General features: G+C 59.8%; 18 protein-coding genes. 8 read left to right on the top strand and 10 right to left on the bottom strand.

Annotated elements, in window-relative coordinates; translation table 11 throughout:
- Window positions 1-51: 51 nt before the first annotated feature.
- Genes ACM6IQ_RS19970 through ACM6IQ_RS19960 form a run of 3 tightly spaced genes read right to left on the bottom strand, consistent with a single transcriptional unit; the run spans window position 52 to window position 3,342 of the window.
- Window positions 52-1,056 (bottom strand): 4-hydroxythreonine-4-phosphate dehydrogenase PdxA, encoded by a 1,005-nt coding sequence (locus ACM6IQ_RS19970; protein ID WP_414879614.1) that lies wholly within the window; start codon window positions 1,054-1,056, stop codon window positions 52-54.
- Window positions 1,053-2,009 (bottom strand): amidohydrolase family protein, encoded by a 957-nt coding sequence (locus tag ACM6IQ_RS19965; RefSeq protein WP_017337018.1) that lies wholly within the window; start codon window positions 2,007-2,009, stop codon window positions 1,053-1,055. Before ACM6IQ_RS19965 ends, ACM6IQ_RS19970 begins: the two co-directional genes overlap by 4 nt.
- On the bottom strand, window positions 2,002-3,342 hold the full coding sequence (locus tag ACM6IQ_RS19960; protein WP_414879613.1) for an MFS transporter: 1,341 nt from the start codon (window positions 3,340-3,342) through the stop codon (window positions 2,002-2,004). Before ACM6IQ_RS19960 ends, ACM6IQ_RS19965 begins: the two co-directional genes overlap by 8 nt.
- Window positions 3,343-3,721: 379 nt before the next feature.
- Between ACM6IQ_RS19960 and ACM6IQ_RS19955 the strand changes: the two genes are divergently transcribed.
- From ACM6IQ_RS19955 to ACM6IQ_RS19940, 4 genes are all read left to right on the top strand, one after another.
- Window positions 3,722-4,738 carry a Bug family tripartite tricarboxylate transporter substrate binding protein gene (locus tag ACM6IQ_RS19955; protein WP_017337016.1) on the top strand — a complete coding sequence of 339 codons (1,017 nt, stop codon included), beginning with the start codon at window positions 3,722-3,724 and terminating at the stop codon, window positions 4,736-4,738.
- A gap of 52 nt (window positions 4,739-4,790) precedes the next feature.
- Window positions 4,791-5,324: a tripartite tricarboxylate transporter TctB family protein gene (locus ACM6IQ_RS19950; protein ID WP_017337015.1), complete on the top strand. Its 534-nt coding sequence runs from the start codon at window positions 4,791-4,793 to the stop codon at window positions 5,322-5,324.
- Window positions 5,321-6,850, top strand: coding sequence for a tripartite tricarboxylate transporter permease (locus tag ACM6IQ_RS19945; protein WP_414879612.1), 1,530 nt, complete (start codon window positions 5,321-5,323; stop codon window positions 6,848-6,850). The genes ACM6IQ_RS19950 and ACM6IQ_RS19945 overlap by 4 nt, the downstream gene beginning before the upstream one ends.
- A 69-nt stretch (window positions 6,851-6,919) precedes the next feature.
- On the top strand, window positions 6,920-7,861 hold the full coding sequence (locus ACM6IQ_RS19940) for a LysR family transcriptional regulator (protein ID WP_017337013.1): 942 nt from the start codon (window positions 6,920-6,922) through the stop codon (window positions 7,859-7,861).
- Window positions 7,862-8,266: 405 nt separating this feature from the next.
- Here the strand turns inward: ACM6IQ_RS19940 and ACM6IQ_RS19935 are convergent, their stop codons facing one another.
- The 4 genes from ACM6IQ_RS19935 to cysK all read right to left on the bottom strand — a co-directional run bounded on the left by ACM6IQ_RS19935 (window position 8,267) and on the right by cysK (window position 11,741).
- Window positions 8,267-9,130 (bottom strand): DMT family transporter, encoded by an 864-nt coding sequence (locus tag ACM6IQ_RS19935; protein WP_017337012.1) that lies wholly within the window; start codon window positions 9,128-9,130, stop codon window positions 8,267-8,269.
- A gap of 100 nt (window positions 9,131-9,230) precedes the next feature.
- On the bottom strand, window positions 9,231-9,395 hold the full coding sequence (locus ACM6IQ_RS19930; protein WP_193393006.1) for a hypothetical protein: 165 nt from the start codon (window positions 9,393-9,395) through the stop codon (window positions 9,231-9,233).
- 212 nt (window positions 9,396-9,607) lie between these two features.
- Entirely contained in the window at window positions 9,608-10,546 is a 939-nt protein-coding gene (locus tag ACM6IQ_RS19925; RefSeq protein WP_017337011.1) for an aspartyl/asparaginyl beta-hydroxylase domain-containing protein, read from the bottom strand.
- 220 nt (window positions 10,547-10,766) lie between these two features.
- Window positions 10,767-11,741: a cysteine synthase A gene (gene cysK / locus ACM6IQ_RS19920; RefSeq protein WP_017337010.1), complete on the bottom strand. Its 975-nt coding sequence runs from the start codon at window positions 11,739-11,741 to the stop codon at window positions 10,767-10,769.
- Between the two features lie 127 nt (window positions 11,742-11,868).
- Here cysK and ACM6IQ_RS19915 point away from each other — a divergent pair, with 127 nt between their 5' ends.
- The 3 genes from ACM6IQ_RS19915 (at window position 11,869) to ACM6IQ_RS19905 (ending at window position 15,124) form a co-directional block, all read left to right on the top strand.
- Window positions 11,869-12,945: a DUF748 domain-containing protein gene (locus tag ACM6IQ_RS19915; RefSeq protein WP_414879611.1), complete on the top strand. Its 1,077-nt coding sequence runs from the start codon at window positions 11,869-11,871 to the stop codon at window positions 12,943-12,945.
- A gap of 142 nt (window positions 12,946-13,087) precedes the next feature.
- On the top strand, window positions 13,088-13,933 hold the full coding sequence (locus tag ACM6IQ_RS19910) for an AAA family ATPase (protein ID WP_414879610.1): 846 nt from the start codon (window positions 13,088-13,090) through the stop codon (window positions 13,931-13,933).
- 12 nt (window positions 13,934-13,945) lie between these two features.
- Window positions 13,946-15,124 (top strand): vWA domain-containing protein, encoded by a 1,179-nt coding sequence (locus ACM6IQ_RS19905; protein ID WP_017337007.1) that lies wholly within the window; start codon window positions 13,946-13,948, stop codon window positions 15,122-15,124.
- Window positions 15,125-15,247: 123 nt separating this feature from the next.
- On the opposite strand, the gene ACM6IQ_RS19900 is transcribed toward ACM6IQ_RS19905, so the two are convergent.
- From ACM6IQ_RS19900 to ACM6IQ_RS19890, 3 genes are read right to left on the bottom strand one after another with little or no spacing between them, the layout of a single operon-like run.
- Window positions 15,248-15,790, bottom strand: a complete 543-nt coding sequence (locus ACM6IQ_RS19900; RefSeq protein WP_017337006.1) for a DUF2937 family protein — start codon at window positions 15,788-15,790, stop codon at window positions 15,248-15,250.
- A gap of 11 nt (window positions 15,791-15,801) precedes the next feature.
- Window positions 15,802-16,578 carry a class II glutamine amidotransferase gene (locus ACM6IQ_RS19895; RefSeq protein ID WP_017337005.1) on the bottom strand — a complete coding sequence of 259 codons (777 nt, stop codon included), beginning with the start codon at window positions 16,576-16,578 and terminating at the stop codon, window positions 15,802-15,804.
- Window positions 16,579-16,608: 30 nt separating this feature from the next.
- On the bottom strand, window positions 16,609-17,106 hold the full coding sequence (locus tag ACM6IQ_RS19890) for a hypothetical protein (protein ID WP_017337004.1): 498 nt from the start codon (window positions 17,104-17,106) through the stop codon (window positions 16,609-16,611).
- A gap of 160 nt (window positions 17,107-17,266) precedes the next feature.
- Here ACM6IQ_RS19890 and ACM6IQ_RS19885 point away from each other — a divergent pair, with 160 nt between their 5' ends.
- Window positions 17,267-19,321, top strand: coding sequence for a S9 family peptidase (locus tag ACM6IQ_RS19885; RefSeq protein ID WP_414879609.1), 2,055 nt, complete (start codon window positions 17,267-17,269; stop codon window positions 19,319-19,321).
- Window positions 19,322-19,505 lie beyond the last annotated feature (184 nt).

The following is a 19,505-nucleotide window of genomic DNA, read 5'->3' as shown; positions in this document are numbered from 1 at the left end:
GTCATGCCGTCATCGCGAGCAGGCGCGCTCCCACAGGGGTATTGCGGTGAGTCAGTAGGTGTTGCCGCCCATCCGGCACGCGATCTCGAAGGCCTGGCGGATCGCGCCGACGTTGGCCTTGCCCTGGCCCGAGATATCAAACGCGGTGCCGTGGGCCGGCGTGGTAATCGGAATCGGCAAGCCGCCCTGCACCGTCACCCCACGGGAGAAGCCCATCAACTTGATCGCGATCTGTCCCTGGTCGTGGTACATGGTCACCACCGCGTCGAAGGCGCTGGCATCCCCCTGAACCTTGAGGAAAATCGTGTCGCCCGGGTACGGACCTTCTGCCGCAATCCCCAACGTTTGAGCCGAGCGCACCGCCGGCCCGATGATGTCGAGTTCTTCGCGCCCGAACGAGCCGTTGTCGCCGTTGTGGGGGTTCAAGCCACAGACGCCGATGCGCGGCTTTTCCAGGCCATTGCGCTTGAGCGCGGTGTCGATCAGCTGGATCGCTTCCACCACCCGCGCTTGAGTCAACATGCCCGGCACCTCGGCCAGTGCCACGTGGGACGTCACTCGAGACGTCCATAGATTGTCGAGCACGTTGAACTCGCAGAACGGCCCATGGAAATCCAGCAGTTCGGCGAACCAGTGCAGCTCATCGTTGTGGGCCATGCCGGCCATGTGCAGCGAGGTCTTGTTCAGTGGCCCGAACAGAATGGCATCGGTGATGCCGGCCTCAGTCAGGCGCAGGGCTTTTTCCAAGGTGTCGAGGCTGTAGCGACCGCCAATGACACTGGCTTCGCTGCGCGGGAATTCACCGAGGGTGTCGCCGCGAAAGTCATAGAACAGCGGCGTGTCATCGACAAACGACAGCTGCTCCAACGACTCCACACGACGGTAAGGAAAATCCACCCCGGCGATGCGCATGCCGCGACGCATTTCCGCCTCGTCGGCAATCAGGATCACGTTGGCCTGGCTGCGGACCTGAGGTTCCGCGAGCAGGCGTGCGATCAGTTCCGGGCCGATGCCCGCCGGGTCGCCCAGGACCATGGCGATGGTTGTCTTGTTCATGCTTCACTCCTCAAGGGTTCGGGCCGTGTCCGGTCAATGGCGCAAGGCTCGCAGCGATAGACCCGCTGCGCGTTGCCGTAGAACAGTCGCTGCTGATCGGCGCCAGGCAGATCAGCAACGATGGATTTGAAACCGCTGTAGATGTCGTCGAACGAGCCGCACAGGCTGTCCACGGGGAAGTTGCTGGCGAACATCACTCGATGGGTGCCGAACATGGCGATCACTTCGCGCACGATCCACGCGTTGTCCTTTGCACGCCATGCCCGCCCCGCCACGCCCAGGCCGGAAATCTTCACCTGCACGTTCGGCCACTCGGCCAGCCGCGCCATTGCCAGACGCCAGCCGGCCAGGCCTTCGGCACTGCGGTCATTGGGCAAACCGGCGTGGTTGAGAATCAGGGTGGTGCCGGGAAAGTCCCGGGCCAGCCGCTCGGCTTCGAACAGGTTCCACCAGGGTGTCTGCAAATCGAAATGCAGCCCCAACCCTTGCAGCGCGGCGTAACTGCGCCGCCAATGTTCATCGCTCATCAGACTGCGCAGATGCCCGACCTGTGCGGTCGAGGTCGGTCCGCCGGGTTTGTGGCGCACGCTGCGTACCCCCTTGAAACTCGCCTGTTCGGTGAGCACCGCGATGGCATCCGGATGATCCAGCCAGGCCTGGGCGACGATGGCATTGGGGACGCCGTAACGCGCGGCCAGACTTTCGATGAAGCGGGTTTCGCCGATCGGGTCTTGCGGGTCCCATTCGGTCTCGATGTACACCGTTTGCACGACGTTATGCGAGCCGGCATCGGCGAAGTAGTCATCGGGAAAATAGCGCCGCTTGATCGCGCTGTAATCGCCGTAGCGAAACGGGATGTCGGCTTCGGGTGCCAGCCATGGATGGTGATTGATCGTCGGATCCCAGAAGTGGTGATGGGCGTCGATGATCGGACCGTCATACACCTTAGTCATGCCGCACCTCGTCGAGACTGATGAACAATGTGGCCAGCACGAAGACGGCCGAACAGGCGGCGAAGAACCCCAGCACCGGCGCAAAGCCACCGGCCATTTGCAGGATCACGCCGACCAGGATCGGGACTGCAATCCCGCCGGTGCTGCCGGCCATGTTCATCACCCCGCCGATCAACCCGACCCGTGCCGGTGCCGCCAGCAATGCCGGGAAGCTCCAGTAGAGGCTGCCCCACATCAGGAAAAACGCAGTCATGGCCAACAGCGCCACGGCGGCAAACGGGTCAGTCAGGGTCGGCAGCAACAGGAACGCGCCGAGGGCGATCACACCGGAAAATGCCAGCAGGCTCTTGACCGCGACACCGCGACTGACGCCTTTGCGGATCAACCCGTCGCAGAGGAAACCACCGGTCAACGAACCCAGCGCGCCGCAGACGAAAATCACGAACGTCGCCGCGCCAATGCCTTTGATATCGAAGCCTCGGGCCTGCGCCAGATAACTGGGGCCCCAGGTCAGCAACCCGAAATACACCATCGCCCAACTGGCGCGTCCGATGAGCAAACCACTCAGGGAACGGGCGGCGATGCCGAGGCCCTTGACCGGCACTCGCGCCGCTTCGGCAGCAGGCGTCGCGCGCCCGGCGTTGATCTTCTCCAGTTCTTCGGCATTCACTTGCGGGTGACTGGCCGGGTCATCGCGCAGATAACGCCGCGCCAGCCAGGCCAGTACCAGCGTCGCGATACCGGCGATCACGAATGCCAGGCGCCAGGAGTCCAGCGAAGCAATCAGGTAGGCAATGATCAACCCGCCGAGCGCCACGCCCAACGGGCTGCCACTGTCCATCAGCACGGCGCCGCGACTGCGCTCGCTCGGCGCCAGCCACAGGGAAATCAGCTTGCCGCCCGAAGGGAACAACGGCGCCTCGGCAGCGCCCAGCGCAACCCGGGCGAACAGTAACGACAACCCGCCGGTGGCAAACGCCGCCAGCACTTGAAACGTGCCCCACAACCCGGTGGACCAACTGATGACCCGGTGCGGCCCGAAGCGATCGATCATCCAGCCGCCAGGAATCTGCAGCAATGCATAAGCCCAGAAAAAGCTGCTGAGGATCAGCCCTTGCATGCTCGGCGACAGGGAAAATTCATGGGCGATGGTTGGCATCGCTATCGACAGCGACACCCGATCGATCAGGTTGACCATGGTCAGCGCGAAGATGATCGCGAAGATCCGCCAGCGCACACTGCTGGCCTTGTTCGTGCCGGTCAGCGGAGTGGCCGCTGCGACAGGCTGGGCAACTGCGTCGGGCAGCTGCAGGGAAGCACTGGGACGAGCCATGGTGCGTACCTCGATTTATTATTTTTGTGAGATGCAGCATTGCCGCTTCAGGCGGCGTTGGTGAGCACTATCGAAGGCCCAGTGATAACCGTCTAATCAAAACTTGAAATACGGCGATAGCCTCGGGTTATGTCACGCCATGCTTTCAGTGGGCTTTCAATAGGCAGTACCTGCCTGACTTTCCTATCAAACCGCTCTGGCGCAACGGCCTTGGCGATCATGGCGATATTGGCCCTTCAGACCTATAACCGCAGGCTATCGGTGTATGTATTGTTTTGACTAGACGCGAGGACGGAGGCTTCCCACACTCAGGCCAGGCTTGCAGCTTTTGAACACCGACAAGTCACTCATAACAACTACAAAAACGAGGCCTTCCATCATGCGAAATGCATTCCTCCGTCGCACATCCCGTCTGTTTCTTGGCTGCACGCTGATCGCCGCCGGAACCCTTCCCACTCTCGCTCACGCCGCCTGGCAACCGGACAAGAACGTCGAAATCGTCGTCGCTGGCGGCCCTGGTGGCGGCACCGATCAACTCGGCCGCCTGATCCAGTCGATCATCACCACCCACAAGTTTCTCGATGTGAATACCATCGTCCTCAACAAGGGTGGCGGCAATGGTGCCGAAGCCTTCCTCGACCTGAAAATGAACAAGGGCGATCCGGAAAAACTGGTGATTGGCACCAACAACATTTACCTGCTGCCACTGGTGTCCAAGCTCGGTTATCAATGGCAGGAGCTGACTCCCGTGGCGGCCGTGGCCGAGGACGACTTTATCCTCTGGAGTTACAAGGATGCCCCCTGGAAAGACGCCAAAGGCTTCTACGAAGCTGCCAAGGCTGATCCGTCTAAACTGCGCATGGGCGGCAGCCAGTCCAAGGATGTCGACCAGACCCTGACCCTGCTGCTGAACCAGACCAACAACAGCAAACTGGTGTACATCCCGTTCAAGAGCGGCAGTGAAGCCGCGACCCAACTGGCCGGCAAACACATCGCCGCCAACGTCAACAACCCCAGCGAAAGCATCAGCCAATGGCGCGGTGATCAGGTCGAGCCACTCTGCGTGTTCAGCAAGGAGCGCATGAGCTATACCGACAAGGTCGCCGGCGAAAAATCCTGGGCCGATGTGCCGACCTGCCACGAGCAAGGCCTGGGCATAGATCAGTATCGCTTTCCGCGCACGGTGTTCATGCCCGGCGAAGTCACCGCCGAGCAGCGGGCGTTCTATGTCGAACTGATGCGTAAAGTCACCGAGACCCCGGAGTTCAAGGCCTACGTCAAGCAGAACGCGCTGGTGCCGACCTTCCTCGAAGGCGAGCCGCTGACTGCCTACATTGAGAAAGACACCGCCCGCGTCACCCCGGTGTTCAAAGAAGCCGGCTGGCTGAAAAACTGAGTTGCCGACGGCCGTCCGCCTGCGCACGGCCGTCACCTCTGGAGGTGTCTTCATGTCCCATTCTTCGGATTCACCGGCGCTGGTCGGTACCCGCTGGGTCGAACTCGGTCTGGCTGTCTTCACCGCGCTGATCGGCGTGGTGGTGATGTTCGGCAGTGTCGAACAAGGTATCGGCTGGGGCGATTCCGGCCCTGAGCCGGGTTATTTCCCCTTCTACATAGGCCTGATGCTGAGCGCCGCGAGCGTGGCCAACGGCGTATGGACGATGGTGCGCTGGAAAGCCCTGAGCCTTTCATTCGTCAGCCGCAGCGCGTTCAAACAGGTGCTGTCAGTGTTCATTCCGATTGCGCTGTTCGTTGGCGCCATGCCGTTCACCGGCATCTATGTGGCGTCAGCCTGTTTCATCGCCTGGTTCATGTGGCGTGACAAGGTCCGCACCAAGCCTTACGGCAAATTGATGATCGCCAGCGTATCCCTCGGCGCGGTGCTTGCCAGTTACCTGATTTTCGCGCTGTGGTTCAAGGTCCCGCTGGATGCCGGTCCGATGGGCGACTGGATTGCCCTGGCCGGGAGAAATTTCAAATGAGTGAGTTCGATTCCCTGCTGCAAGGCATGAACCTGATCCTGACCCCGGGCCATATCGGCCTGATGGTGATCGGCGTGCTGCTGGGCATTCTGGTCGGCGTATTGCCCGGCCTCGGCGCCCCCAATGGCGTGGCGTTGCTGCTGCCGCTGACGTTCACCATGTCGCCGGTGTCGGCGATCATCCTGCTGTCGTGCATGTATTGGGGCGCGCTGTTTGGCGGCTCGATCACCTCGATCCTGTTCAACATACCCGGCGAACCCTCATCGGTGGCGACGACGTTTGACGGCTACCCGATGGCCCGCGAAGGCCGCGCCGCCGAAGCCCTGACAGCGGCGTTCAGCTCGGCATTGATCGGCGCACTGGCCGGGGTGTTGTTGCTGACCTTCCTGTCGACCAAGATCGCCGCATTTGCCATGTCGTTCAGCTCACCGGAGTTCTTTGCGGTGTACCTGTTGGCGTTCTGCACCTTCATCGGCATGAGCAAGAACCCACCACTGAAAACCGTGGTGGCGATGATGATCGGTTTCGCCATGGCAGCGGTTGGCATGGACACCGTGTCCGGCAACCTGCGCCTGACCTTCGACCAGCCGATCCTGATGACCGGGATCAGTTTTGAAGTGGCAGTCATCGGGCTGTTCGGTATCGGCGAGATCCTCTGCACCGTCGAGGAAGGCCTGGTGTTCCGTGGCGAACATGCACGCATTACGCCGATGGTAATTCTGCGCACCTGGGCCAAGTTGCCGCGTTACTGGTGGACGATCGTGCGCAGCACCCTGGTCGGTTGCTGGATGGGCATCACGCCCGGCGGCCCGACGGCGGCCTCGTTCATGAGCTACAGCCTGGCGCGGCGTTTCTCGAAGAATCGCGAGAACTTCGGCAAGGGTGAACTCGAAGGCGTGATCGCCCCGGAAACCGCTGACCACGCCGCCGGCACCAGCGCCCTGCTGCCGATGCTGACCCTCGGGATTCCCGGTTCTGCCACGGCGGCAGTGATGCTCGGCGGGTTGATGATCTGGGGCTTGCACCCTGGCCCGACGCTGTTTGTCGAGCAACACGATTTTGTCTGGGGCCTGATTGCGAGCATGTACCTGGGCAACGTGGTGAGTCTGATTGTGGTGTTGGCCACCGTGCCGCTGTTCGCCTCGATCCTGCGCATTCCGTTCTCGATCATTGCGCCAATCATCATCATGGTCTGCGCCATCGGTGCGTACTCGGTGCACAACTCGTTCTTCGACGTGGTGCTGATGCTGGGCTTCGGCGCGCTGGGTTACCTGTTCAAGAAGCTCGGTTACCCGATTGCACCACTGGTATTGGCCGCGGTCCTAGGGGACAAGGCTGAAGATGCGTTCCGTCAATCGATGCTGTTTTCTGACGGGCAGTTGGGGATTTTCTGGTCCAACCCGTTGGTGGGTTGCCTGACTACGGCAGCGCTGCTGATGCTGTTCTGGCCGCTGATTTCCAAGGCACTGGGCGCCCTGACGGGCCTGCGCAAACCGACCGTCGCCAAGACCAAATCGGTGCTGTGACACAGCAATGCTGGCAACGCCTGACATTTGTTGTCAGGCTTGCCGCAGTCTTTTCTGCGAGCGCGGCCCATGACCCGAATTCCTGATGCCAATGTAATCCACAGTCGACTGCGTCTGCGCCAATTGCGGTTGATGCTGGCATTGCAGGAATTCGGCTCGCTGCGTCGCGCCGCCGATCACATCGGCATGACCCAACCGGCAGCGACCAAGATGCTCCATGAGGCCGAGGACTTGCTCGGCGTCGAGCTGTTCGAACGCCTGCCCCGTGGCATGCGCTCGACCCCGTTCGGGGAAACCGTCATCTACTATGCGCGCATGGTGTTTGCCGAACTCAGCGGCATGCGTGAAGAACTGGTCGCACTGGAATCCGGCAACCTCGGGCGGGTCGCCGTCGGCGCGATTCCGGCGTTGGCCTCGGGGTTGTTGACCCGCACCATCGCCACCTTGAAGCAAAGCCATCCACGGTTGTCGATGAGCATTCAGGTCGATACCAGTGACGTTTTGGTACAGGCACTGCTGCAGGATCAACTCGACATCGTGCTGGGGCGGATTCCGGCCGGTGCGAGGGCCGAAGAACTGCTGTTCGACAGCCTCGGCGAAGAGGCGTTGTGCGTCATTGCCGGCGCGCAGAATCCGTTGGCGCAGGAGAAACACCTGAGCTGGGCGGAATTGCAGAACATGACCTGGGTGCTGCAACAGCAACCGAGCCCGATGCGCGCGATCATCAATCAGGTGTTCCACAATGCACGGGTCGACATCCCCAGCAGCATCGTTGAAACCACCTCGATCATGACCTTGCTCTCGTTGATCCAGCAGACTGACATGCTTGGCGTTACGCCGGTGTCGGTGGTCGAGGATTATCCGGGGCGGGATTTGCTGGCGGTGTTGCCGATCAAGTTTGAAGCGCGGCTGCCGCCGTATGGGTTGATTACCCGGCGTCATCGAATTCAATCGTCGGCGATGCAGGCGTTTATGAATTCGGTGCGGGCGGAGCATGCGTTGACCAAGTAACAGGGCCGGATGGAGGTCTGGTTTTTTGGTGTATATCCGTTTCTTGGGTAACGGCGACTATTGGTTCCGCCCTGACGCCCCTGACGTACGGCCTTCCGACGGGGCAGATCAAGATCAAAAGCCAAGGCGAGGCGACCTGAGAGCCTGCCTGAAGTCCGTCAGGATCATCGGCGCTGAACACCAATGTCATGTCCCCCTCCCCCCCTGTGGGAGCTAGCCTGCTAGCGATGGAAGTCCGGACAACACGTTCATTCAGACAGCACGCGTTATCGTTGAAGTCCATCGCTAGCAGGCTAGCTGTGATCTCTCTGTAGGTTGTTCACTCGGGGCTTTTCCAAGTGACTCGCTGTAAAAGCGAAACCGCCAGAAGCCATTACCGCAGAAACGGATAGGTTCCCAACCGCGTCACCCTGTCTTACGAAACACAAACCCCAAACCAACAATAATCAGCACCATCCCAAGCATGCTCAACCCCGCCAGTCTGTTGCCGAAAAACAGGTAATCCATCACCGCGGTCACCGCCGGCACCAGGTAAAACAAACTGGTGACGTTCACCAAATTACCCCGAGCGATAAGCCGATAAAGCAACAGCGTCGCCAGCACCGACACCACCAGCCCCATCCACAACACCGGCACGATAAAACCGCTGCTGTGTTCGAAATGAAACGGCTGGAACGGCACAAAGATCCCGCACAGCAACAACCCCGCGAGGTACTGCACCGGCAACGTGCCAAGGGGATTATCGGTAATGCGCTTCTGCATGATCGAACCGAACGTCATGCTCGCCAACGCCAGCAAACCGAAGAGCATCCCCGCCAGCGACATACCCGCCAGACCGATGCCCTGGTAAACCACCATGACCAGACCGACCAGGCCCAGGGTCAGCCCGAACATTCGGCTGGCTGAACGCTGCCGCTCCATGATCACTACCGTGAGAATCGGCTGCACGCCCATGATTGTGGCCATCACACCCGGCGTGACTTTCAGGTCCAGGGCCAGCAGATAGAAAATCTGATAAGCCCCCAGCAACACCACGCCCGTGGCCATCGCATACAACATCGGCTTACCGCCCTTGGGCCGTTTCAACTTGAGCAACGGCACCAGCAGTACCAACCCACACAGAGCGATAGCAAAGCGGATCAGCAGAAAAGCGAAGGGTGACGCATGGGCCAGGCCCCATTTGGAGAAGATCGCCCCGCTGCTCCACAGCAGAACGAACAGGCTCGTGGACGCCGCCGCGAGCGCGGATTTTTTCGAAAGGACAAACATGAAGACCACCTGTAGTCAGGCAAAAAGCCAACTCAGCCGAAGCTGAAATCCAGTAGTTTTTTCAGGCAGGCGCGGGTAACAGCAACTAGCTAGAAACTGATCAGCCCGAAACGCCAACGCCCGGCGGTGATACGACTGCGTACACCGGCGTGCTACGGACAGGTGGGGGGTAATGACTGATCTGCGCAGGCTGCTGATTCCCGCACGGCACGACGCCAGCGTTGACCGCTGAATCGACTACCGCGTTGATGAGGGATGCAGGCATGGGCTGATCTTTTTTGATGAAGTGGACGGTGGGTTGGATAACACCGAGCGCCGACTATAACCAGCGGGCGACCTGGATTGCAATGACTTGGACAAAGGGCCAGTAACGAAAGCTGTCGCGCCGAAACTACCTTCGAGATAAATGTCGGGCGACCCTTACATCGGCGAAAAAAAAACCGCTTCAATGAGCGGTTTTTCATTTCTTGCCCGGAATCACCCAAACAACCAATACCCCAACAACGTCAACACCACCACCGCCAGCACCGGCCGCAACACGCGGTAAGCCTTGGGGTTGCGACGCTTCCACTGCTTGACCACACCGCTGACCCTGTCACTGGACTTCTTGCTCCAGGCGTAAGCCTTGTTGATTCCGCCAACCCGTTCGTCGTCGAGATTCTGCGGCGCCGTTGCGCGACCGAGCAAGCCACTGACCCAACGGTTGAGGCGGGTCATGACGCGGTTGCTCAGCGGACGTTCGATGTCGCAGAACAAAATGACCCGGGTTTTCTCGGTTTCGTTCTTCACCCAGTGCACATACGTCTCATCGAACATCACATCTTCACCGTCGCGCCAGGCATACACCTGACCGTCGACGAAAATGCGGCAATCATCGGAGTTCGGGGTCGACAGACCCAGGTGATAACGCAGGGAACCGGCAAACGGATCGCGGTGCGGGTTGAGGTGGCTGCCGCCCGGCAGTAGCGCGAACATGGCGCCTTTGACGTTGGGAATACTGCTGACCAGGGCCACGGTTTTCGGACACAGCGCTTCGGCCGATGGCAGGGGTTTGTCGTACCACTTGAGGTAGAAACGCTTCCAGCCTTTCTTGAAGAACGAACCAAAACCGGCGTCGTTGTTTTTTTCGGCGGCGCGGATGTAGCCCTCGTCGAACAGGTGCATCGCTTCGTCGCGGATGACTTCCCAGTTGTCCTTGAGCACATCCAGCTCCGGGAACTTGCTGCGGTCCAGATAAGGTTTGGACGGCACGCTGGAGAACAGGTACATCAAGGCGTTATAAGGCGCGAAGAGCGCGGAGTGGTTGACGAACTGACGCAAGGCCGGCAAACGCGCCTTGCCGCGCAAATGCACATAAAGAGTACTGCCCAGGAACAGCAGCAACAGCGACGCCTTCGCGGCAAAGGAAAAGGTCATCAACAACTCCTTGAGAAAAAACAACTCTGCACAACGCCATTTACCCGACGTTGCGACCGGCCATGATAAACATTACCGGCCACGGGAAAAACCCGTCTAACTCAACATTCACTGTTAAGAATTATGCAATAAAGCACTTCTTACCATAGCGTTCCTGAACGGGGGCTGATCTGAATCAACCCCCCACCCCACGATCAAATAATCACGGCTTCGGCAACGTCTATTGCTGATTCTCCTGTTCGGTAAACAGGTCACTGAACAGCATGCTCGACAGGTAGCGCTCGCCAGAATCGGGCAGGATCACCACGATCGTCTTGCCCTGCATTTCCGGGGTTTCCGCCAGGCGTACCGCCACAGCCATGGCAGCTCCGCAAGAGATGCCGCACAAAATGCCCTCTTCCTGCATCAAGCGCAGGGCCATGGCCTTGGATTCATCGTCGGTCACCAGCTCGACACGGTCCACCATCGACAGGTCCAGGTTCTTCGGTACAAAACCGGCGCCGATGCCCTGGATCTTGTGCGGGCTCGGTTTGATTTCTTCCCCGGCCAGCTTCTGCGTAATCACCGGCGAAACCACCGGTTCAACCGCCACGGAAAGAATCGGTTTGCCCTGGGTATTCTTTATATACCGCGAAACGCCGGTAATGGTTCCACCCGTTCCTACGCCCGCCACCAGCACATCGACCGCGCCGTCGGTGTCGTTCCAGATTTCCGGACCGGTGGTTTTCTCGTGAATGGCCGGGTTGGCCGGATTCTCGAATTGTGCGGGCATGAAATAGGTGGACGGGTCGCTGGCAACAATTTCAGCAGCCTTTTCGATCGCGCCTTTCATGCCCTTGGCCGGTTCGGTCAGCACCAGTTCGGCGCCGAGTGCCTTGAGCACTTTGCGACGCTCAATGCTCATGGACGCCGGCATGGTCAACATCAGCTTGTAGCCCCGTGCAGCGGCAACAAACGCCAGACCAATGCCGGTATTGCCAGAGGTGGGCTCGACGATGGTCATGCCAGGCTTGAGTTTGCCGGTGCTTTCGGCGTCCCAGATCATGTTCGCCCCGATCCGGCACTTGACCGAATAACCTGGATTGCGCCCCTCGATCTTGGCCAGGATGGTCACGCCACGCGGTGCGATGCGGTTGATCTGCACCAGCGGCGTATTGCCGATGGAATGGGCGTTGTCAGCAAAAATACGGCTCATGGCTGGGTCCTTATGCAGCGTTGAATTAGCCCTTCACGGTATGCCTGTTGCCCGTGGTCGTCCAGTCGGGTCGAACGTCCGGTGACCACCGCAGTCAATGGTCTTACATCGCCGGAGATTTGCCATCATGAAACGTCGATACAGCTGGCCCTTGTGGATCCTCGTCGGCCTCGTTGTGCTACTGATTACCTTGCATGTGGCCCTGCCCTACATGGTGCGCGACTACCTGAATGACAAGCTCGCCGACATGGGCGACTACCGTGGACAGATCACCGACGTTGACCTGGCACTGTGGCGCGGCGCCTACAAAATCAACGGGCTGAAAATCGTCAAGGTCGATGGCAAGGTCCCGGTGCCCTTCGTCAATGCGCCGTTGATCGACCTTGCCGTGAGCTGGCACTCGCTCCTGTACGACCACGCGGTGGTGGCCAAGGTGCAGTTCTTCAACCCCGAGGTGAACTTCGTCGATGGTGGCGCCAACAAGCAAAACTCGCAGACCGGCCAGGGCACCGACTGGCGCGCGCAATTGAGCAAACTGGCCCCCATCACCCTGGACGAAGTTCGTATCTTCGACGGCAAGATCAGCTTCAGAAATTTCAATTCAAAGCCCCCCGTCAACATGAATGCGACCCAGGTCAACGCCAGCATTTACAACCTGACCAACGTCGTCGACAAGGAAGGCAAGCGCGACGCACGCTTCGATGGCAAAGCGCTGCTGCTGGGTCACGCCCCATTGGAAACCACCGCGACCTTCGACCCGCTGAGCAATTTCGAAGACTTCCAGTTCCGCCTGCGCGCCAGGGACATTGAACTCAAACGCATGAACGACTTCGCCTCGGCCTATGGCAAGTTCGATTTCAATGCCGGGCACGGTGATGTGGTGATTGAAGCGCAAGCGAAAAAGGCCCAATTGACCGGCTACATCAAACCGCTCCTGAAGGATGTTGACGTTTTCAACTGGCAGCAGGACGTAGAAAACAAGGACAAAGGGCTGTTCCGGTCCATTTGGGAGGCCATAGTCGGCGGCTCCGAAACCGTGCTGAAAAACCAGGGCAAAAACCAGTTTGCCACGCGTGTGGAACTGAGCGGCAACGTTCATAGGCAAGACATCAGCGCGTTCCAGGCGTTTTTGCAGATTTTGCGTAATGGTTTTGTCCAGGCCTTCAATGCCCGGTATGAACGGCCGAAGCCGGAGGCGGACTGAGTCAAGATGTGACGCCCCATTCAGAGACTGAATAAGCCGTCTGCGTTCACAGTCGACCGGGCAGCGCGTTATAGTCGGGTACTACAATTATTGCGCCCCGCCCTGCCCCGTCAGGTCGGCGTTACCGTTCGAGGATTAGCAGATGAAGTTCGAAGGCACCCAGGCCTACGTCGCCACCGATGACCTGAAGCTGGCGGTCAACGCCGCCATCACCCTGGAGCGCCCGCTGCTGGTCAAGGGCGAGCCGGGCACCGGCAAGACCATGCTGGCCGAGCAACTGGCCGAGTCCTTCGGCGCCAGGCTGATCACCTGGCACATCAAATCCACGACCAAGGCGCATCAAGGCCTGTACGAGTACGACGCGGTCAGCCGCCTGCGCGATTCGCAGCTGGGCACGGACAAGGTTCACGACGTTCGTAATTACCTGAAAAAGGGCAAGCTCTGGGAGGCTTTCGAGTCTGAAGAGCGGGTGATCCTGCTGATCGACGAAATCGACAAGGCCGACATCGAGTTCCCGAACGACCTGCTGCAAGAACTCGACAAGATGGAGTTCTATGTTTACGAGATCGACGAGACCATCAAGGCCAAGAAGCGCCCGATCATCATCATTACCTCCAACAACGAAAAAGAGCTGCCGGACGCCTTCCTGCGCCGCTGCTTCTTCCACTACATCGCCTTCCCGGATCGCGTCACGATGCAGCGGATCGTCGATGTGCACTATCCGGACATCAAGAAGGACCTGGTCAGCGAAGCGCTGGACGTGTTCTTCGACGTGCGCAAGGTGCCGGGCCTGAAGAAAAAGCCATCGACCTCCGAACTAGTGGACTGGCTGAAGCTGCTGATGGCCGACAATATCGGCGAAGCCGTACTTCGCGAACGCGATCCGACCAAGGCCATCCCGCCGTTGGCCGGTGCTTTGGTCAAGAACGAACAGGACGTGCAACTGCTTGAGCGTCTGGCGTTCATGAGCCGTCGCGGCACCCGCTAAGAGGCTGATGCCATGCTGCTCAACCTGTTCAATGAAATGCGTGCAGCCAAGGTACCAGTCTCGGTGCGCGAGCTGCTGGACCTGATCAACGCGCTGAAACAGCGCGTGACCTTCGCCGACATGGACGAGTTCTACTACCTGTCCCGGACGATTCTGGTGAAGGACGAAAAGCATTTCGACAAGTTCGACCGGGCCTTCGGTGCTTACTTCAATGGCCTGGAAAAACTCGACGATCACCTTCAGGCCTTGATTCCCGAAGACTGGTTGCGCAAGGAATTCGAGCGCTCGCTGACCGACGAAGAGCGGGCGGCGATCCAGTCCCTCGGCGGCCTGGACAAGCTGATCGAAGAGTTCAAGAAACGCCTGGAAGAACAGAAAGAACGCCACGCCGGCGGCAACAAGTGGATCGGCACCGGCGGCACCAGCCCGTTCGGCTCCGGCGGGTTCAACCCGGAAGGCATTCGGGTCGGTGATGCCGGCAAGCGCCAGGGCAAGGCAGCCAAGGTCTGGGATCAGCGCGAGTACAAAAACCTCGACGATTCGGTGGAACTGGGCACGCGCAACATCAAGGTTGCCCTGCGCCGGCTGCGTAAATTTGCCCGTCAGGGCGCGGCGGAAGAGCTCGACATCGATGGCACCATCGATCACACCGCGAAAGACGCCGGGTTGCTGAACATCCAGATGCGGCCGGAGCGGCGCAACACCGTCAAGCTGTTGCTGCTGTTCGACATCGGCGGCTCGATGGATGCCCACGTGAAAATCTGCGAAGAGTTGTTCTCGGCCTGCAAGACCGAGTTCAAGCATCTTGAGTACTTCTACTTCCACAACTTCATTTACGAGTCGGTGTGGAAGAACAACATGCGCCGCACATCCGAACGCACCTCGACCCAGGACTTGTTGCACAAGTACGGCGCCGACTACAAAGTGATCTTCATCGGTGACGCCGCCATGGCGCCCTATGAAATCACCCAGGCCGGCGGCAGCGTCGAGCACTGGAACGAAGAAGCCGGTTACGTGTGGATGCAGCGGTTCAAGGAGAAGTACAAGAAGCTCATCTGGATTAACCCGTATCCGAAAGATACGTGGGGCTATACGTCGTCGACCAATATCGTGCGGGATTTGATTGATGACCAGATGTACCCGCTGACGTTGCGGGGGCTTGAAGAAGGGATGCGGTTTCTTTCCAAATAGCACACCGAACTTGTGGCGAGGGAGCTTGCTCCCGCTGGGTCGCGCAGCGCCCCAAAAGCTTGGCGGCTGCTTCGCAGCCGAGCGGGAGCAAGCTCCCTCACCACAGGGTTCGCATGGCCCCTCTTACAACCCGCGCAAATCCCGCTCTTCAATCGGCCGGCTCTGGCGCAGGCGCTTGCCGCCCAGCACCACCCAATCGATCAGCCTGAACAGGCATTCAATCCCGAACGACAACAGCAACGCGCCACTCATGCCCCAGATCATCGCTTCGGGCGTCAGCAGGATCTGGTAGCTGTAGCCGTTCCAGGTTTCCTTGCGGATGTCCGGGTCGGCGGCCAGTACAACCTGCAGGAAGCGGATGTACCACGGGCCCTGCATGGCCTGGAATTGTTTATCGAGGGCCAGCTGACGGGTGAGCAGGTTGCTCAGGCTGTCGGCATCGCTGCGAAAGATCGGGTCTTCGCTGGCGCGGTAATGGGCGACCAGGGCCTGCATGTCGCCCTTGAAGAATTGATTGGCGGTGCCCTGAAAGCCGCTAAGACCGGTCTGCGCCTCGATCAGGTGGGCCTCGACCCGCTTGGCGTAATCGTTGATGAACCCCGGCACCTGGACACCGATCAACAGGCCCGCCGCGAACAACACCAGCCGTAGATAACTGAGCAACATGTGAGCGTCCTTTATTCGGTCTTGCCCTGGCTGACGCATTCACCGCGTCGCCACAGGCTCCATTGGCCCGGTTCGTAGCGGGTCCAGGTTTCGTTTTCGGTCAGGGGTTCGGTGGCGATCACGGTGACCACATCGTTGGGCGTGGTTTCGGCCTGGAAGTCGACGATCACGTCGACATCTTTCAAGCGCGCAGGGCCGAACGGTGCACGACGGGTAATCTGCGCCAGTTTGGTCGAGCAGTAACAGAAGAGCCAATCGCCATCGCTGAGCAGGCAATTGAACACACCCTTGCCGCGGTATTCGGCGCAGGCGGCCACCAGATCGGGCAAAAGCGCTTCGATCTCAACCGGTTCCGGAAACGCTGCGCGCACACGATTGAGCAAATCACAAAAAGCCGCTTCACTGTCGGTATCGCCGACCGGGCGGTAAAAGCTTGTGATGGGTTGAAAATCCGCGAGCTGGCCGTTGTGGGCGAAACACCAGTTGCGCCCCCACAGTTCGCGCACGAACGGATGAGTGTTGGACAGGCAGACCTTGCCGACATTGGCCTGGCGGATGTGCCCGATCACCACTTCGCTCTTGATCGGATAGCGCTGCACCAGATTAGCAACTTCCGACTCACTGCTAGCCGCCGGATCCTGGAACAGCCGCAGGCCACGGCCCTCATAGAACGCGATGCCCCAACCGTCACGGTGCGGACCGGTACGACCGCCGCGCTGCATCAGACCGGTGAAGCTGAACACGATATCGGTCGGCACATTGGCGCTCATGCCCAATAACTCACACATGTTCGGACTCTCTGTAAGGCAGGGGCAAGGTTACAAACGCGGTTCTACGCGCATACGCTGAGGGTTGCTCGGGACCGGCGGGCGACCATAACGGTCATCACCGGCACCGCCGAAAGGATGATCGTCTTCAGGATCGTCGGCCTTGGCCGCAGCCTTGGCAGCCGCCGTCCGTTCCTTACGCGCCTTGGCGGCGCGTTCGATCGGGAAGCGGATCGCGACGAGCACCAGATAAAGGCCGAAGGCGATCATGCCGTACATGAGCAGGTCGGAGACCGCCCGCCAGGCGTTGTTGCCAACCTTGAACGCGAGGTCCAGGGCGGTGATGGCGATGGCCGGGGCGACCTTTTCCTTCACCGGATCGATGATCGTCGGACTGAACAGCAACACGGCGACCAGCAGTCGCAACGGCTCCCGCAGCCAGCGCCACATCCAGCGGGTCATGCGCATCCACACCAACAGGCAGCCTAAAGCGGCGAAGGCGTAGAGGCCCCAGGCGATCAGATAGTCGTTCTCGGTCATGGTGTCCATGGCAAGGCAGGCAAAGAGGCGCTTATAGTAACGACTTTTCGCACGTCAGGCTTGTCCCAATGCCAGCCGGTCAAGACTCCCACAGGGATCTGTGTGAGGCATCAGGATGTTTCCTGCCCCCTGCGAAGCCCTAATTCCGTACATCGTCCGAGACCCCTTCATGCCCGTATCCGCCAACATGACCAGCGCCCCGATTGCCCACAAGGCCGAAGGTTCTGACCCGTATGCCTGGCTACAGGAACGCGACACCGACGCGGTGCTCGATTACCTCAAGGCTGAAAACCGCTATCAAGAGGCGCAAACCGCCGATCAGGCCGGGTTGCGCGAAACCCTGTTCGAAGAGATCAAGGGCCGGATTCTCGAAACCGACCTGTCGCTGCCCTCCCCGTGGGGCCCGTATCTGTATTACACGCGCACCACGGCCGGTGACGAATACGCTCGTAACTACCGCTGCCCCCGCCCGGCGGATGACAGCCTGCAGCTCGATGAAGCCCACGAACAACTGCTGCTGGACCCGAACGAACTGGCTAACGGCGGCTTCTTTTCCCTCGGTGCGTTCAGTATCAGCCCGGACCACCAGCGCCTCGCCTACAGTATCGACTCCACCGGCGATGAGATTTACACCCTGTTCGTGAAGGAATTATCCAGCGGCCGCGTCAGCGAACTGGAATTCTCGGACTGCGATGGCAGCATGATCTGGGCCAACGACAGCCTGACGCTGTTCTTCGGCGAACTGGACGACACCCACCGCCCGCACAAACTGTTCCGCTATCGACTGGACGGCACGGCAGCCGAAGAAGTGTTCCATGAGTCGGACGGCCGCTTCTTCATGCATTGCTATCGCTCGAGTTCGGAGCAGCAATTACTGCTGGCGCTGGGCAGCAAGACCACCAGCGAAGTCTGGGTGCTCGACGCGTCCCAGCCGCAACAGGCGTTCACCTGCATCGCGCCGAGGGTTGAAGACCATGAGTACGACGTTGATCACGGCGCACTCGATGGCCAATGGACCTGGTTCATTCGCACCAACCGCGACGGCATCAACTTTGCCTTGTACACGGCTGTCGATACCGGCGTTGCGCCGACCGAAGCCGACTGGCAGAACCTGATTCCCCACAGCGACACCACGATGATCGACGGCATGAGCCTCAACGCCCGGGCCTTGACCCTCAGCCTGCGTGAAGGTGGCTTGCCGATCATCCAAGTCCACCCGCAAGACCTGCCGAGCTACCGCGTGCAGTTGCCGGATGCGGCCTACAGCCTGCACGTGCAAAACAGCCTGGAATTCATCAGCGACCGCATCCGTTTGCGTTACGAAGCGCTGAACCGTCCGGCGCAGATCCGCCAACTGGAACTGGTCAGCGGCGAACAGAAAGTGTTGAAGGAAACCCCGGTGCTCGGTCCGTTCGACGCCGACGCCTACGTCAGCCAGCGCCTGTGGGCGACAGCGCCGGACGGTACGCAAGTGCCGATCAGCCTGGTCGTCAAACGCGAGGCCCTCGGTAAGCCGACGCCACTTTATCTGTACGGCTACGGCGCCTACGGCGAAAGCCTCGACCCGTGGTTCTCCCATGCGCGCCTGAGCCTGCTGGATCGCGGCGTGGCGTTTGCCATCGCCCACGTGCGGGGTGGCGGCGAACTGGGAGAAGCCTGGTATCGCGCCGGCAAGCAGGAACACAAGCACAACACCTTCAGCGACTTCATCGCCTGCGCCGAGCACCTGATCGCCAATGGCTTCACCACATCAAAGCAACTGGCGATAAGCGGCGGCAGTGCTGGCGGCTTGTTGATTGGCGCGGTGCTCAACATGCGTCCGGAGCTGTTCGGCGCGGCAATTGCCGAAGTGCCGTTCGTCGACGTGCTGAACACCATGCTCGACCCGGAGCTGCCGCTGACCGTCACGGAATACGACGAGTGGGGCAATCCTGAAGAGCCGGACGTTTATGATCGGATCAAGGCTTACGCCCCGTACGAAAACGTCACTGCACAGGCTTATCCGGCGACGCTGGTGGTCGCCGGCTACAACGACAGTCGCGTGCAATATTGGGAAGCGGCCAAATGGGTGGCCAGGTTGCGCGCGACCAAAACCGACAGCAACCCGCTGCTGCTCAAGACCGAGCTGGGCGCCGGGCATGGCGGGATGAGCGGTCGTTACCAGGGATTACGTGACGTAGCACTCGAATACGCATTTGTTTTCAAGGTTTTGGGGATTGCCTGAGGAACTTGGCCTGACACGTCGGTCTTAAGACCAGACACCGGGTCTGCTCCCACACAATTCCAATGTGAGAGCGGGCTCGCTCGCGAAGAAAGCCAGCACATTCAACATCAATGTTGGGTGTTACACCGCCTTCGCGAGCAAGCCCGCTCCCACAAGGGATTGAGGACATCCCGAAAACCGGAAC

Origin of the sequence: Pseudomonas sp. IT-P100, assembly GCF_949767185.1 — a bacterium.
Taxonomy (GTDB): Bacteria; Pseudomonadota; Gammaproteobacteria; order Pseudomonadales; family Pseudomonadaceae; genus Aquipseudomonas; species Aquipseudomonas fluorescens_B.
Note: the sequence above shows the minus strand (reverse complement) of the source record. Positions and strands in the feature narration are given on the sequence as shown.

Bases quoted from the DNA above. Each gene is read 5' to 3' on its own strand.
- ACM6IQ_RS19940 (WP_017337013.1), top strand. From the start codon at position 6,920: ATGACCCGAATTCCTGATGCCAATGTAATCCACAGTCGACTGCGTCTG.
- ACM6IQ_RS19930 (WP_193393006.1), bottom strand. From the start codon at position 9,395: ATGCCTGCATCCCTCATCAACGCGGTAGTCGATTCAGCGGTCAACGCT.
- cysK (WP_017337010.1), bottom strand. From the start codon at position 11,741: ATGAGCCGTATTTTTGCTGACAACGCCCATTCCATCGGCAATACGCCG.
- ACM6IQ_RS19960 (WP_414879613.1), bottom strand. From the start codon at position 3,342: ATGGCTCGTCCCAGTGCTTCCCTGCAGCTGCCCGACGCAGTTGCCCAG.
- ACM6IQ_RS19950 (WP_017337015.1), top strand. From the start codon at position 4,791: ATGTCCCATTCTTCGGATTCACCGGCGCTGGTCGGTACCCGCTGGGTC.
- ACM6IQ_RS19905 (WP_017337007.1), top strand. From the start codon at position 13,946: ATGCTGCTCAACCTGTTCAATGAAATGCGTGCAGCCAAGGTACCAGTC.
- ACM6IQ_RS19885 (WP_414879609.1), top strand. From the start codon at position 17,267: ATGCCCGTATCCGCCAACATGACCAGCGCCCCGATTGCCCACAAGGCC.
- ACM6IQ_RS19900 (WP_017337006.1), bottom strand. From the start codon at position 15,790: ATGTTGCTCAGTTATCTACGGCTGGTGTTGTTCGCGGCGGGCCTGTTG.
- ACM6IQ_RS19955 (WP_017337016.1), top strand. From the start codon at position 3,722: ATGCGAAATGCATTCCTCCGTCGCACATCCCGTCTGTTTCTTGGCTGC.
- ACM6IQ_RS19965 (WP_017337018.1), bottom strand. From the start codon at position 2,009: ATGACTAAGGTGTATGACGGTCCGATCATCGACGCCCATCACCACTTC.
- ACM6IQ_RS19895 (WP_017337005.1), bottom strand. From the start codon at position 16,578: ATGTGTGAGTTATTGGGCATGAGCGCCAATGTGCCGACCGATATCGTG.
- ACM6IQ_RS19925 (WP_017337011.1), bottom strand. From the start codon at position 10,546: ATGACCTTTTCCTTTGCCGCGAAGGCGTCGCTGTTGCTGCTGTTCCTG.
- ACM6IQ_RS19945 (WP_414879612.1), top strand. From the start codon at position 5,321: ATGAGTGAGTTCGATTCCCTGCTGCAAGGCATGAACCTGATCCTGACC.
- ACM6IQ_RS19970 (WP_414879614.1), bottom strand. From the start codon at position 1,056: ATGAACAAGACAACCATCGCCATGGTCCTGGGCGACCCGGCGGGCATC.
- ACM6IQ_RS19910 (WP_414879610.1), top strand. From the start codon at position 13,088: ATGAAGTTCGAAGGCACCCAGGCCTACGTCGCCACCGATGACCTGAAG.
- ACM6IQ_RS19935 (WP_017337012.1), bottom strand. From the start codon at position 9,130: ATGTTTGTCCTTTCGAAAAAATCCGCGCTCGCGGCGGCGTCCACGAGC.
- ACM6IQ_RS19890 (WP_017337004.1), bottom strand. From the start codon at position 17,106: ATGGACACCATGACCGAGAACGACTATCTGATCGCCTGGGGCCTCTAC.
- ACM6IQ_RS19915 (WP_414879611.1), top strand. From the start codon at position 11,869: ATGAAACGTCGATACAGCTGGCCCTTGTGGATCCTCGTCGGCCTCGTT.